A 13202-nucleotide genomic window follows, 5' to 3' on the forward strand; every position below is an offset into this window, starting at 1 on the left:
CACGGGTCACGGACTGCGGTGTCGCTCCATCAACGAAACCTGGTGGTCGCGCACGCGTTCGCCCTCCCGCGGCGAGGCGGTCCACTGACCGTCGGGCCCGAGCTCCCAGCATCGGGTGGCCGGATCCAGCGCCGACTCGAACAGATCGTCCAGCTGTGCGGTCAACCGCGGATCCTTGACTTGCGCCATGACCTCGACGCGGCGGTCCAGATTGCGGTGCATCATGTCGGCGCTGCCGATCCAGAATTCGTCGATGGCTTTGAAATGCAGAATCCGGGAGTGTTCCAGGAAACGGCCGAGAATGGAGCGGACGAAAATGTTCTCGGAGATGCCTTCGGCGCCTGGGCGCAGCGCACAGATACCCCGCACCACAACCTCCACCCGCACACCGGCCTGCGAGGCCCGGTAGAGCGCGTCGATAACCTGCTCATCCACAAGGGCGTTCATCTTCAACCGAATCCGGCCGTCGTTGCCGCGGCGGTGCGCTTCGACCTCGCGTTCGACGCGCTCGATGATCCCGGTGCGAATCCCGTGCGGCGCCACCAGGAGATTGCGATAGGTCAGCTTGCGGGAGTACCCGGTGAGCGTGTTGAACAGATCGGTGAGGTCGGCGCCGATGTTCGGGTCGGCCGTCAGCAGGCCGACATCCTCGTACAGCCTCGCCGTCTTCCCGTTGTAATTGCCGGTACCGACGTGGCAGTACCGCCGGATGATGGGACCTTCACGGCGCACCACAAGGCAGGTCTTGCAATGGGTTTTCAGACCGACGAACCCGTACACCACGTGCACGCCCGCCTGCTCCAACGTTCGGGCCCACCGGATGTTGGCCTGCTCGTCGAAGCGGGCCTTGATCTCCACCATCGCCACCACCTGCTTACCGGCTTCGGCGGCGTCGATCAGCGCCCGTACGATTGGCGAGTCACCCGAGGTGCGGTACAGCGTCTGCTTGATCGCCAACACATTCGGGTCGGCGGCGGCCTGCTCGATAAAGCGTTGCACGCTGGTGGAGAACGAGTCGTAGGGATGGTGCACCAGCACATCGCCCTCACGCAGCGTCGCGAAAATGCTCTTGGGTGTCTCCCGGTCGGCGAACGCTGGATGGGTGGCCGGCACGAACGCCCGGTCCTTGAGGCCCGGCCGGTCCAGGTCGTAGATCTGCCATAACGACGACAGGTCCAGCAGCCCAGGCACTTCGATGACATCGCCGGGATGCACGTCGAGTTCGCGCAGCAACAGCTCCAGCATGCTCTCGGTCATGTCGTTGGCGACCTCGAGCCGCACCGGCGAGCCGAACCGTCGCCGCGCCAGCTCACGCTCCAGGGCCTGCAAGAGGTCCTCGTCGCGATCCTCTTCCACCTCGAAATCGGCGTTGCGAGTAATGCGGAAAGCGTGGTGCTCCACGATTTCCATGCCCGGGAAGAGTACCGGAAGGAAAGCCGCGATCAGCTCTTCCATCGGCAGGAACCGGACCACCACCCGTGCGTCGTCCTCGTCGCCGCCCTCGGTGTCGAGTTCTACGAACCGGTCGACGTTGTCGGGCACCTTGACCCTGGCGAAATGCTGGGTACCGTCCTCGGGCTGCTTGACAGTGATGGCCAGGTTGAGGCTGAGCCCGCTGACGAAGGGGAACGGGTGCGCCGGGTCGACGGCCAGCGGCGTCAGGACGGGAAAGACCTGTTCGTTGAAATAGGTGGACAGATGCTCGCGTTCGGCATCGTCGAGATCGGCCCATGTGACGATGTGGATGCCTTCTTCTTCCAGAGCCGGCAGCACCAGATCCAAGAACACCCGGGCGTGCCGGCTCGCGATCTGCTGGGTCTGTTCCCCGATGCGGCGCAGTTGTTCGCGCGGCGTCAAACCGTCGGCTGACCGTACCGACAAGCCCATCTGGTCGCGGCGCTTGAGTCCGGCGACCCGAACCATGTAGAACTCATCGAGATTCGAGGCGAAGATGGCCAGGAACTTGGCGCGCTCCAACAACGGCATCGAATTGTCCGCGGCCAGCGCGAGCACGCGAGCGTTGAAGTCAAGCCAGCTCAGCTCGCGATTGAGGTAACGCTCGTCCGGCAGCGCGTCACTGATCGCGGCCGGGGTCGCCGCGGGCGGCGCAGCGGGTGCCGAGTCGTCTGGGTGCCATGTGTTCTCGTCGTGGCGCGGGTGCGCCTCCGGGCTGGCTTCGATGTCGGTCACCCTGCGATCATGTCCTATCACCCGGTATTGCTGCCACCAGTAAACCGACATCGGTTAGCTGTTGGCCGGCCGTTCACCGCACGTACGACCGCCGAGGGTGTCAGCGGTGGCCGAGGGCCCGGGCGGTCGCGGCACCCACCCCAAGCTGACGCGCGGCGGCCAGATCCGCGGGCGTGTCGACATCGCAACGCAGACCCGGCCATGCGCCGGTGAGTTCGATGGCGCCCGAACGACGGTGCCGCGCGCAGGAATCCGGCCCGAATTGCGGTCTGAGTGGTGTCCCGAACGCACACAATGCGGCGGTTCCGGTGCCCAACCGGTCGGCGACGAAGCTGCGCTGATACTGCCGCGCCGCCGAGATTGCCTCGGCAAGTTCCTGCGTTTGCAGCGCGGGCAGATCACCTTGCAGCACAACAAGATTAGCGACTTCGTTGGTCATCGACCGCTCGGCAACGGCGATCGCGCTGTTCAGCGGGTCAGGATCGTCCACGCTGGTGGGGTCACCGAGCACGTAGGCCCCCAGATCCGCCGCCGCCGCAGCTGCCGCCTCGTCGGGAGTAATGACGGTGATCGAACGCAGCGAACTCACGCCGGCAGCGGCGGTCAGCGTGTCAACCAGCATGGCCAGCACCACGTTTTCGCGGGTGGGTGCCGAGAACACGGGCGCCAGCCTGGTCTTGGCAGCCGCCAGCCGCTTGACGGCGATGATCAAACCGACGTCGGCGGCGCGCCCCGAGCTCATGAAGGTCATCCTGCCAGCGCCGCGCGGCGCGTCGTCCGAGAGCCGTCCGCCGGGCGTGACGGCGGCGGGTCCCTGGGACTACTGTTTAGCGGCTGCAGGTGGCACAGGCGAGACAGTGGGGTGGTGAATGGCGAGCACGGGAACGGTCGCGGTGATGGGCGCCGGTGCGTGGGGCACGGTCCTGGCCAAGGTTCTCGCCGACGCCGGCGGCGAGGTCACCTTGTGGGCCCGCCGCTCGGATGTCGCCAAACAGATCAACACCACCCGATACAACTCCGATTACCTGCCGGGCACATTGCTGCCCGCCGGCATTCGGGCCACCTCCGACGCGGAGGAGGCGCTGTCCGGTGCCACCACGGTGCTGCTGGGTGTTCCGGCTCAGACGCTGCGAGCAAATCTCGAGCAGTGGAACGGCCTGTGGGAAGACGGCGCCACGCTGGTCAGCCTGGCCAAGGGCATAGAGCTCGGCACGCTGATGCGGATGAGCCAGGTGATCGTGTCGGTCACCGGTGTCGACACGTCCCAGGTTGCGGTGATCTCCGGGCCCAACCTGGCCAGCGAGATCGCGCAGTCCCAGCCCGCCGCCACCGTCATCGCATGCAGCGACTCCGGCCGTGCGGTGGCGCTGCAGCGTTTCCTGAACAGCGGCTATTTTCGTCCCTACACCAACGCCGACGTGGTGGGCACCGAGATCGGCGGCGCCTGCAAGAACGTGATCGCCCTCGCCTGTGGGATGGCCGTCGGTGTGGGTCTGGGCGAGAACACCGCCGCCGCGATCATCACCCGGGGGCTGGCGGAGATCATGCGGTTAGGGCTGGCGCTGGGCGCCAAGGGCGCCACACTGGCGGGTCTGGCGGGGGTCGGTGACCTGGTTGCGACGTGCACGTCGCCGTATTCGCGCAACCGCTCCCTGGGCGAGCGCCTGGGCCGCGGTGACAGCGTGCAGACCGCGCTGCACGGCAAGGACGGTCACGTGGTCGAGGGCGTCACCTCGTGCGAATCGGTGCTGGCACTGGCGTCGAGTTACGACGTGGAAATGCCCCTCACTGACGCCGTGCACCGGGTCTGTCACAAGGGGCTTTCGGTGAACGAGGCGATCGCGTTGCTGCTGGGCCGCAGCACCAAGCCGGAATAGGTACCCGCCTACCGGTAGCCTCTTGAAGTTGTGACTGCCAGCAATCGGGTTCGCGTCGCCGTTGTTTTCGGCGGTCGCAGCAACGAGCACGCCATTTCGTGCGTATCGGCGGGCAGCATTCTGCGCAATCTCGACCCGCAGCGCTTCGAAGTCCTGGCGATCGGCATCACCCCGCAAGGTTCGTGGGTGCTCACCGACGGCGATCCGGATGCCCTTGCCATCACCAACCGGCAGCTTCCCGGTGTGAGCTCCGCATCGGGCACCGAACTGGCGCTGCCGGCCGATCCGCAGCGCGGCGGCCAGTTGGTGTCACTGGCCCCCGGAGCGGGCGAGGTGCTGGCCTCCGTCGATGTGGTGTTCCCGGTGCTGCACGGACCCTACGGTGAGGACGGCACCATCCAGGGCCTGCTGGAGCTCGCCGGTGTCCCATATGTGGGCGCCGGCGTGCTGGCCAGCGCCGCCGGCATGGACAAGGAATTCACCAAGAAGCTGCTCGTGGCCGAGGGGCTGCCGGTCGGTGAGTACGCCGTGCTGCGTCCGGCGCAGGCGACCCTGCACCCCGAGGAGCGCGAGCGGTTGGGTTTACCGGTTTTCGTCAAGCCGGCCCGCGGCGGCTCGTCGATCGGTGTCAGCCGGGTGGTCAGCTGGGACCGACTTGACGCCGCGGTCGCCGAGGCCCGCCGGCACGATCCCAAGGTGATCGTCGAGGCGGCCGTCACCGGCCGGGAGCTGGAATGCGGTGTCCTCGAAAAGCCTGATGGCTCAATCGAAGCCAGCACGCTCGGCGAGATCCGGGTGGTCGGGGTGCGCGGACGCGAAGACGGTTTCTACGATTTCGCCACCAAGTATCTGGACGACGCGGCCGAATTGGATGTGCCGGCCAAGGTGGATGACGACGTGGCCATCGCGGTGCGGCAGTTGGCGATTCGGGCGTTCGAGGCGATCTCTTGCCAGGGGCTGGCCCGGGTCGACTTCTTCCTCACCGACCACGGTCCGGTCATCAACGAGATCAACACGATGCCGGGATTCACCACGATCTCCATGTACCCACGGATGTGGGCGGCCAGCGGAGTCGACTACCCGACGTTGTTGGCCACCATGGTGGAGACGGCACTGGCCCGCGGTGTGGGACTGCGTTAGCGAGCCGGATTGGGGTCGATCGGAACCGCCGCGATGGTGCGGTCGATGACGCCGGACAAGTCCTGGATCGGGGCGGCGCCAGATTGTGCGGGCAGGGTCAGCGCCACATAGACCGGCCGATCCACGGTGTACCAGGTGAGTGTGCCGCCGTTTTGGGACCCGCCGCCGAACCATTGGACCCGGTCGACGACCTGAATCGGCGAACCCACCACGAAGTCGCCGGGCCGCTCGACACCGCAACGCACGATGACCGGTTCGGTTTCGCCCGCAGATCGCCACGCGCTGGCGCCATCGGGCGCAGGTGCGGCAACCGGCGCTCGCTCGAAATCACCGAGGCGCTGCGGTAGCGCGGCGGTCAGTGACTGGCAGACCGGGCTGGCGGCCTGCGGCGCGGCCGTCGCGGCGATGACGACCGGACCTCGCGGTGATTGACGCAGGGCTGCGAAAACCAGAATGGCCACAACGGTCCCCACTGCCAGGGCCAGCGCGGCGAACATCGCCGGGCGCGGCGGCCCGCCGGTATCGGAGTCGCCGCCCACCTGGCCACCTTGCCTCACGTTTACACTGACGCGATCCGCCCGTACGGGCAGGGACCAACTTACCGCAGGTCGGCGGACCCTTTGGGGCTGGACGGCGCGGCAGGAGGTGGCGTGCGCGACGACGCAGCGGGGGAGTCCCCGACGCTGGAGCAGTCCGGTGAATTCGCGGTGATCGACCGGTTGGTCCGGGATCGCCGGCAACCCGCCGCCGTCATCCTGGGCCCGGGTGACGACGGTGCGGTGATCGCGGCCGCCGATGGTCGCGCCGTGGTATCGACCGACATGTTGGTGCAGGATCGGCACTTTCGGCTCGACTGGTCCACTCCGTATCAGGTCGGCCGTAAGGCGATCGCGCAGAACGCCGCCGACATCGAAGCGATGGGCGCTCGGACGACCGCGTTTGTGGTGGGCTTCGGCGCACCCGGCAGCACGTCGACTGCGCAGGCGAGTGCGCTGGTCGACGGCATGTGGGACGAGGCGGAATGCGTCGGTGCCGGTATCGCCGGTGGCGACTTGGTCAGCTGCCCGCAGTGGGTGGTGTCGGTGACGGTGCTGGGTGATCTGGAGGGCCGGAGGCCGGTGCTGCGGTCTGGGGCCGTCGCCGGCTCGGTGGTCGCCGTCAGCGGGGAGTTGGGCCGCTCAGCCGCGGGATATGAGTTGTGGCGCAACGGGATTGACGATTTTACCCAATTGCGTGACCGGCATCTGGTGCCCCGGCCGCCCTACGGTCAAGGCGCACTGGCCGCCGCGGCGGGCGCCGTCGCGATGATCGACGTCTCCGACGGCTTGATCTCCGATCTGCGGCACGTCGCCAAGGCATCCGGAGTGGGCATCGACCTGTCCGCCGCCGCGCTGGCGGCCGACCACGACGCGGTGGCCGCGGCGGCAGCCGTGCTTGGCGCCGACGCTTGGGCTTGGGTGTTAGGCGGCGGCGAAGATCATGCGCTGGCCGCGTGTTTCGCCGGTGCCGTGCCCGCCGGCTGGCGGGTGATCGGCCGGGTTCTTGACGGACCCGCGCGGGTACTGGTCGATTCGAAGGAGTGGGAAGGGTACGCGGGGTGGCAGTCGTTCGAAGGATAGGCTGCCCACGATGACCGTCTACGCGATCGCCCAGCTGAAATTCACCGACCGGGCCGCCTATGACCGGTACCAGGCCCGCTTCATGGATGTCTTCCGGCGCTATCAGGGCACCTTGCTGGCCGCGGACGAAGCACCCCAGGTAGTGGAGGGCCGCTGGGACCGGGAGAAGGTGGTGGTGATGTCCTTCCCCGACGAGTCCGCCTTCCGCAGTTGGGCGCAATCGCCGGAGTATCAAGCGATCTCGAAAGACCGGCGGGCGGGGGCTGAGGCCGTGGTGCTGCTGGTGCAGGGACTGCAATGACGGCGCGCCCATTGAGCGAACTCGTCGATCCGGGCTGGGCGGCGGCGCTGGCGCCGGTGGCAGACCAGGTGGCGGCCATGGGCCAGTTTCTGCGATCCGAGATCGCGGCGGGCCACCGCTATCTGCCGGCCGGGCCGAATGTGTTGCGCGCCTTTACGTTTCCATTCGAAAAGGTTCGGGTGCTGATCGTGGGCCAGGATCCGTACCCCACACCCGGTCACGCCGTGGGCCTGAGCTTCTCGGTGGCGCCCGATGTGCGCCCGCTGCCGCGCAGCCTGTCCAACATCTTCGACGAATACGCCGCCGACCTTGGGCACCCGCCGCCGTCGAGTGGTGATCTGACGCCGTGGGCGCAACGCGGCGTATTGCTGCTGAACCGGGTGCTCACCGTCCGGCCGAGCAACCCGGCATCGCACCGCGGCAAGGGATGGGAAGCGGTGACCGAGCAGGCGATTCGTGCCCTCGTGGCTCGCGAGCAGCCGCTGGTGGCGATCCTGTGGGGCCGCGACGCCTCGACCCTCAAGCCGATGCTGGCCGAAGGCAAGTGCGTTGCCATCGAATCTCCGCACCCCTCGCCGCTGTCGGCGTCGCGCGGTTTCTTCGGGTCGCGGCCGTTCAGCCGCGCCAACCGACTGCTCGCGGAGCTGGGTGCCGAACCGATCGACTGGAGGCTACCGTGACCGAGACGATGAGAGCGCTGCGGGCCGGCCGTCGCGGCGGTCCCGAGGTGCTGACGGTGGAGCTCGCACCGGTGCCTGTCCCGGCGCCCGGTGAGGTGCTGGTCGCGGTGCACGCCGCCGCGATCACATTCGACGAGTTGACCTGGGAAGAGACATTTACCCGCGACGGTGTCGACCGTACGCCGTCGGTCGTCTCGCACGAGGTGTCCGGTGTGGTCGCTGAAACCGCCGCCGGTGTCACTGATTTCCGTCCCGGCGATGAGGTCTACGGGTTGATCGACTTCGATCGGGATGGCGCGGCCGCCGAATTCGTGACGGTGCCCGCCGCCGATCTGGCGGCCAAGCCGTCGACGGTGCCGCACCCGGTGGCGGCGGCGTTGCCGTTGGCCGGGCTCACCGCGCTGCAGGCGCTGGTGGATCACGCGGCGGTGCGTCCCGGCGAGACGGTGCTGGTGCACGGCGGAGCCGGGGGAGTCGGCGCCTTCACGGTCCAGCTCGCCGCCCGCGTCGGGGCCGAGGTCACCGCAACCGTGCGCAGCGACGTCGCCGAGCTGGTCCGAGGCTTCGGCGCCCAACATGTGATCGACACGCGCACAACGGAGTTCGACCAGACGGGCGCGGCGTACGACGTGGTGGTGGACACCGTCGGCGGCCAAACCCTGGACCGGTCGTACGGGGTGTTGCGTCCCGGCGGACGGCTGATCGCCCTGGTGGCACCTCCGCCGGAAGGCAAAGCCGAGGAACACGGGGTCACCGCGACCTTCTTCATCGTGCGCCCCAGTCGAGATCAGCTCGTCGAACTCGCGGCGCTGGTGGACAGCGGCGGCCTGCACGTTGAAGTCGCCCAGACATTTCCGCTCGCGCAGGGCAGGGAGGCGTTCGAGAGCCGGCGAAACCCTGGCCGGCGGTCCGGAAAAACCGTCATCGTGGTCCGCGACTGACGCGCGCGCTGTCAGCATTGAGGGGTGTACGACCTAGAGGACACCATCCGGCAGCGCCGATCGACCCGCATGTTCCTGCCTCAACCGGTACCCCGGCACCTGGTCGAGGAATCGCTGGAGCTGGCGATGTGTGCGCCGTCGAACTCGAATGTGCAGCCGTGGCAAGTCGTTTTCACCGCTGGCGCCGCCCGCGACCGGCTGGTGGCGGCGCTGCTCAAGCAGGCCCGCGACCGGCCGCCGGTGGTGCCGCAGTTGCCACCCGCTTTCGCGCACTTGCGCCGTGACCTCGGCGCGCAGGTCTACGGCGCCATGGGTATCGCCCGGGACGACGCGGACGCCCGGCGCGAGGCGGTGCTGCGCAACTGGGAGTTCTTCCGTGCTCCGCTGGGCGGCGTCGTATTCATGCATCAGGATCTCGACCACGTCGACAGCATGGGCGTCGGCATGTTCGTTCAGACGCTGTTACTGGCACTGACCGCGCGTGGGTTGAGTACCTGCGTTCAGGTCTCGATAGCCGGCTACCCCGAAATCGTGCGCCGGCAACTGAGCATCGCTTCGGACATGCGAATTCTGTGCGGCCTCGCGATCGGCTATTCCGACCCGGACTTTCCCGGCAACGATATCCGGGTACGGCGCGACCCGGTCGACGCGCACGCGATATTCCTGGACTCCTAGGCGTTCGGGAAGTTCACGTCCTTGGTCACCGCTTTCCACTCCTCGATCGACGCGGACAACGCGGAGATCTTGTCGCGCATCGCTTTCAGCACGTCACGGCCCAGCAGCAACCGCAACGGCGGATCGTCGAGTTCGCTGACCATGAGCACCGCCTCGGCCACCTTGCGGGGGTCGCCAGGCAGGTGATCGGCGAACTGCTTGATCAGATCCTTGCGGGCAGCGACATCGGCGTAGTCGGCGATCGGGCTGCTGGATTCCTTCATCGATCTGGTCGCCCAATCGGTGCGGAAGGCGCCCGGTTCGATGGCGGTGACCTTGATGCCCAGCGGCCGCACTTCGGTGGCGAGGGCTTCGGTGATCGCCTCGAGCGCGAATTTGGTCGACGAGTAATAGGCGTTGGGCGGGTTGGCCACCAGCCCGGTCATCGACGACATGTTGATGATGCGCCCGGACCCGCGGGCCCGCATGTCCGGCAGTACCGCTTTGATCATGTTGACGGCACCGAAGTAGTTGACGTCGAACAACTTCCGTACCTCGGCGTCTTCGCCCTCCTCTACGGCGGACAGGTAACCGTGGCCGGCGTTGTTGACCAGGACGTCGATGCCGCCGAACGCGTCGATGGCGGTGGACACAGCGGCCGCGATCTGACCGGGCTCGGTGACGTCGAGCGCCATCGGCAGCGCCCGGTCACCGAATTCGTCGGCGAAACCCTGCACGGTCTCGGCGCGCCGCGCGGTGACCACCACGCTGTGCCCCGCTTCCAGTGCGGCCTGGGCGATTTCGCGGCCGAAGCCGGTCGAGCAGCCGGTGATCAGCCAGCGCGCCATCTCAGGCCGTCCCTTCCGGCAGCCGGCGCAGGTACGCTGCGCGGCGTTGTGCGAGTTGACTGGCGCGCAGCTGCGCGGTCACCCGCGGCAGGTACGGCACCTCGGCATCGAGAAGGTCACGCTTGACCACTCGTCCCCGAGCGCCCAGATCCTCGCGTGGCCCAGCTTCGCCGAACTCGGCCATGCGCAGCGTGAGGATGCCTTCGCGCAACCCGTCGGAGTCGATCCAATTCGCCAGCCCGGGATCTTCCGGCGCGATGACGTAGGTGTAACTGCCGTCCTCGTTGGCCACCGACTGTGCCTTGTTCAAGCTGCCGGTGCGGTCGACGATGTCCAGCGTGGTGCCCCAGATATTGCTCAGGGGCACGGTGAAGTACTCGGCGCCGCCGTCGTTCACGTCGACGACGAACGCCTCGTCGGGAGCCAGGTCGAAGCGGCCCATCACGTAGACCTGGTTGCGCATCGCGCCGACCTTGTCGGCCGACCAGGCCAGGTTGAAGTGGTTGGCGGGCATCTTGTACACCCCGTGGCTGAGCTTGCCGGTGAAGTCGGCGAAGTACGCCATCATCGACGCGGTCGCCTCGGCCTGCTCGTCGAGGGTCCGGGACGGGGCGGCCGGCGGACCGCCAAGGCGTTGCACCTCAAAGTAATTCGGGTCATCGCGTTCCCAGTCCAGCAGTACGTCCCGGATATAGAACTCATGCGCCTCGCCGGTGGTTTGGACATGATTGGGTCGCCCGCCGGCGGGTTCGGCGTCGACGGTGATGGTGAAGCTACCGTCAGAGCCGACCTCCATGGTGCGGCCGTTGAGTACGGCGACCGTGCCCATGCGGGCGTCCCACAGGGTGAAGTAGTTCTCGGTCATCCGGTGTTCGCCGACCCGACCGTGGATCTCGTAGCGCTCCTCACCGGAGATCGGGATGACCCGATAAACGCTGTCCGGATTGTCGATGCCCCAACGAGATCCGGGAATGCGCCGGCCTTCCACCGGGTGGGCCAACCGGGTGATGCAGGTTACTTTCGGTCGCAGCTTGTCCTGGTTCGACGACCACATCGCCGCCGAGAACATCACCTCGGCGTAGGCAGCGTCGAAACGCTCCCGCATCGCCTCCGACGGCTTCGCCCGGCCCAGCCAGGTTTCCGCCACGCTCCGGTAGGCCGCTTTGACGGTGGGATGTTCGATCAACTCCAGGGCGGCCAGTTCCTGTTCGCGCTGGGAAGCCGTCGAGACCGGATTGTCAACCACGGGTCGCTCCTTCGGTAAAACTACGAAAACGCTTGTTGTACAACGCGAAACGTTCATCAATCTGCTCGGGCACCAGGCCGTAAGTGGCCGGCTCGTACGGCGGGCGCGGAACCTCGCGGGGCCGTACGGCCAGCCAGTGTCGCATCGCTGTCTCGGCCTCGTCGGTGAGCGGGATCCCGATGGCGTCATACACCCGGGCCACCTGTCCGATCGGATCCGCGACCGCCGCGTCGAACCCGACATCGGTGACGCGTGCCGCGTCATCGACCCAGCTGTCCCGGACTGCCATTGCCCGGTCGTTGGTCCAGCCCATCCGGGCCAGCCATTGCGCACCTACGCGATGCAGGTCGACGGTGTCGGCGTGCATGGCGTGCAAGGTCGCGTTGAGGCTCGCTCCGGACGCCACGGTAGTGCGCGGATCCCGGTGCATGTGCACGATGTGCAGTCCCGGGAACTGTGCCCGCAACAAGTCCAGATACCCCAGGTGCGCCGGTGATTTGAGCACCCAACGCCGGCCCCGCACACCGCGGCGTTGCTTCTGCCACTGCAAGAACTGCAGCATGCGATGCAGATATCGGTAAGCCGGTGTGAAATCCTGCGTGTCCAGCCAGGACCGGTATCGCGGGACGTTTGCGCCCGATTCGGGGACGTGCGACAGGAACGCGTCGGCAAGGAAGACGATCTCTTCTTCGGCTTCCCGCGCGTACATCGGATGAATCGCAAACAATTCCGGTGCCAGTTCACGGGATTTCGCCTCCCGTGCCTCGCTGACGGCGATGCGGGGATCGACGCCGGTGAACCGATAGTCGAGGCGGGGAGCGACCTCGACGACCTCCCAGCCGTACGCGCAGACGGACCGCGGGTCGGCGGCCAGCAGCCGCTGCAGCAGCGTGGTGCCGCTGCGCATCATTCCGACGACGACGATCGGCGGTGCGACCTGTTCGTCCAGTATCTCCGGGTGGCGGCGGATCCACTCCTGCGTGCGTAGTCGCATCCGCAAGCTGTGCACGATCCCCGACCGCAGGATGTGAACCCCGATCGCGTTCAGGTCGGCGCGCGCGTAGTCGGCCAGCAGCACCCGCAGCGGGCCTTCGAACTCACCTGGCCCCCAGCCGTCCAGTGCCTCCTTGCGTCGCGCATCCGCCAACACGGCCGCCGGCTCGAATGGGTTGTCCACGCGTCAGAACTTCAGGTGCTGGCTGAGGTCGCCGGTCTGGTCGATGAACATGGTGCGGGTGTCGAACCACCAGACACCGTCGATTCTTTGAAAGGTGTCCTGGTAATGCCCGGTGACTATCACCTGCAACGGCAATTCGGACGTCGCCTGGGTGACGCAGTAATAAGAGGTACTGCGCGCGGTTCCCCGGTCCTCGTCGATGAAAAGTTGCACGTTCGTGGTGAGGTGCTTGGTCTTGGGCGTGCCGTCCTCATAGATGCGGGTGGCCATCTCATACATCTCCCGCACCCGGGCGGTCCCGGCGAAGACGGTTTCTGGGGGACCGTCCTGAACGCCGCAGATGCGGCCCTGTTCGAAGAGCCGGGCGACCCCGTCGAGGTCGCCGCCGTCCAGCAATTGCGCGTAGCTGTAGATCAGATTGGTGATTTCAGTTGCGCTAGTGGTCATGTCGGGTCACCTCGGGTTTAGTGTGATCGTCGTGACGTTACCTTGCGCGCTCAACCGGCCCGGCAACCTGACCGTGTCGTCG

General features: G+C 67.0%; 14 protein-coding genes. 7 read left to right on the forward strand and 7 right to left on the reverse strand.

All coding sequences use genetic code 11. The annotated features are described in order from the left end of the window. Positions 1-6 precede the first annotated feature (6 nt). Together BN972_RS07160 and cofC are read right to left on the reverse strand one after the other, a co-directional pair. The gene (locus BN972_RS07160; protein WP_036354484.1) at positions 7-2241 is read right to left on the reverse strand and encodes an RNA degradosome polyphosphate kinase; all 2235 of its coding nucleotides are present in this window, start codon (positions 2239-2241) and stop codon (positions 7-9) included. Between the two features lie 49 nt (positions 2242-2290). Beyond that, the gene (cofC, locus tag BN972_RS07165) at positions 2291-2932 is read right to left on the reverse strand and encodes a 2-phospho-L-lactate guanylyltransferase (protein WP_099051058.1); all 642 of its coding nucleotides are present in this window, start codon (positions 2930-2932) and stop codon (positions 2291-2293) included. A gap of 127 nt (positions 2933-3059) precedes the next feature. On the opposite strand from cofC, the gene BN972_RS07170 reads away from it, so the two are divergent. Together BN972_RS07170 and BN972_RS07175 are read left to right on the forward strand one after the other, a co-directional pair. Further along, positions 3060-4067 carry an NAD(P)H-dependent glycerol-3-phosphate dehydrogenase gene (locus BN972_RS07170; RefSeq protein WP_036354489.1) on the forward strand — a complete coding sequence of 336 codons (1008 nt, stop codon included), beginning with the start codon at positions 3060-3062 and terminating at the stop codon, positions 4065-4067. A 30-nt stretch (positions 4068-4097) separates the two neighbouring features. Continuing rightward, positions 4098-5207 (forward strand): D-alanine--D-alanine ligase family protein, encoded by a 1110-nt coding sequence (locus BN972_RS07175; RefSeq protein WP_036354492.1) that lies wholly within the window; start codon positions 4098-4100, stop codon positions 5205-5207. Here BN972_RS07175 and BN972_RS07180 read toward each other — a convergent pair. Further along, on the reverse strand, positions 5204-5704 hold the full coding sequence (locus tag BN972_RS07180) for a DUF3515 domain-containing protein (protein WP_051545318.1): 501 nt from the start codon (positions 5702-5704) through the stop codon (positions 5204-5206). The two genes, BN972_RS07175 and BN972_RS07180, sit on opposite strands and share 4 nt — an antisense overlap. Before the next feature lie 153 nt (positions 5705-5857). On the opposite strand from BN972_RS07180, the gene BN972_RS07185 reads away from it, so the two are divergent. From BN972_RS07185 to BN972_RS07205, 5 genes are read left to right on the forward strand one after another with little or no spacing between them, the layout of a single operon-like run. Further along, complete coding sequence (locus tag BN972_RS07185) at positions 5858-6826, forward strand: thiamine-phosphate kinase (protein WP_036354497.1); 969 nt, start codon at positions 5858-5860, stop codon at positions 6824-6826. 10 nt (positions 6827-6836) lie between these two features. Beyond that, positions 6837-7127 (forward strand): DUF1330 domain-containing protein, encoded by a 291-nt coding sequence (locus BN972_RS07190; protein ID WP_036354500.1) that lies wholly within the window; start codon positions 6837-6839, stop codon positions 7125-7127. Continuing rightward, positions 7124-7807, forward strand: coding sequence for a uracil-DNA glycosylase (locus BN972_RS07195; RefSeq protein ID WP_036354503.1), 684 nt, complete (start codon positions 7124-7126; stop codon positions 7805-7807). Before BN972_RS07190 ends, BN972_RS07195 begins: the two co-directional genes overlap by 4 nt. Positions 7808-7815: 8 nt before the next feature. Beyond that, a complete protein-coding gene (locus tag BN972_RS07200) occupies positions 7816-8748 on the forward strand; it encodes an NADP-dependent oxidoreductase (RefSeq protein ID WP_036356850.1) in 933 nt (310 codons plus the stop codon). A 24-nt stretch (positions 8749-8772) separates the two neighbouring features. Then, entirely contained in the window at positions 8773-9423 is a 651-nt protein-coding gene (locus BN972_RS07205; RefSeq protein ID WP_036354506.1) for a nitroreductase, read from the forward strand. On the opposite strand, the gene BN972_RS07210 is transcribed toward BN972_RS07205, so the two are convergent. The 4 genes from BN972_RS07210 to BN972_RS07225 are packed head-to-tail and all read right to left on the reverse strand — an operon-like array spanning position 9420 to position 13120. Continuing rightward, positions 9420-10250 carry an oxidoreductase gene (locus tag BN972_RS07210; protein WP_036354508.1) on the reverse strand — a complete coding sequence of 277 codons (831 nt, stop codon included), beginning with the start codon at positions 10248-10250 and terminating at the stop codon, positions 9420-9422. The genes BN972_RS07205 and BN972_RS07210 overlap by 4 nt on opposite strands. A gap of 1 nt (position 10251) precedes the next feature. Next, positions 10252-11496: a DUF1214 domain-containing protein gene (locus BN972_RS07215; RefSeq protein ID WP_036354511.1), complete on the reverse strand. Its 1245-nt coding sequence runs from the start codon at positions 11494-11496 to the stop codon at positions 10252-10254. After that, complete coding sequence (locus BN972_RS07220; RefSeq protein WP_036354514.1) at positions 11489-12673, reverse strand: sulfotransferase family protein; 1185 nt, start codon at positions 12671-12673, stop codon at positions 11489-11491. Before BN972_RS07220 ends, BN972_RS07215 begins: the two co-directional genes overlap by 8 nt. Before the next feature lie 3 nt (positions 12674-12676). Then, a complete protein-coding gene (locus tag BN972_RS07225) occupies positions 12677-13120 on the reverse strand; it encodes a nuclear transport factor 2 family protein (protein WP_036354517.1) in 444 nt (147 codons plus the stop codon). Positions 13121-13202 lie beyond the last annotated feature (82 nt).

It is taken from the genome of Mycobacterium asiaticum DSM 44297 (genome assembly GCF_000613245.1).
In the GTDB taxonomy this organism is placed as follows: domain Bacteria; phylum Actinomycetota; class Actinomycetes; order Mycobacteriales; family Mycobacteriaceae; genus Mycobacterium; species Mycobacterium asiaticum.

Bases quoted from the DNA above. Each gene is read 5' to 3' on its own strand.
- BN972_RS07160 (WP_036354484.1), bottom strand. From the start codon at position 2,241: ATGTCGGTTTACTGGTGGCAGCAATACCGGGTGATAGGACATGATCGC.
- cofC (WP_099051058.1), bottom strand. From the start codon at position 2,932: ATGAGCTCGGGGCGCGCCGCCGACGTCGGTTTGATCATCGCCGTCAAG.
- BN972_RS07170 (WP_036354489.1), top strand. From the start codon at position 3,060: ATGGCGAGCACGGGAACGGTCGCGGTGATGGGCGCCGGTGCGTGGGGC.
- BN972_RS07180 (WP_051545318.1), bottom strand. From the start codon at position 5,704: ATGTTCGCCGCGCTGGCCCTGGCAGTGGGGACCGTTGTGGCCATTCTG.
- BN972_RS07190 (WP_036354500.1), top strand. From the start codon at position 6,837: ATGACCGTCTACGCGATCGCCCAGCTGAAATTCACCGACCGGGCCGCC.
- BN972_RS07195 (WP_036354503.1), top strand. From the start codon at position 7,124: ATGACGGCGCGCCCATTGAGCGAACTCGTCGATCCGGGCTGGGCGGCG.
- BN972_RS07200 (WP_036356850.1), top strand. From the start codon at position 7,816: ATGAGAGCGCTGCGGGCCGGCCGTCGCGGCGGTCCCGAGGTGCTGACG.
- BN972_RS07210 (WP_036354508.1), bottom strand. From the start codon at position 10,250: ATGGCGCGCTGGCTGATCACCGGCTGCTCGACCGGCTTCGGCCGCGAA.
- BN972_RS07225 (WP_036354517.1), bottom strand. From the start codon at position 13,120: ATGACCACTAGCGCAACTGAAATCACCAATCTGATCTACAGCTACGCG.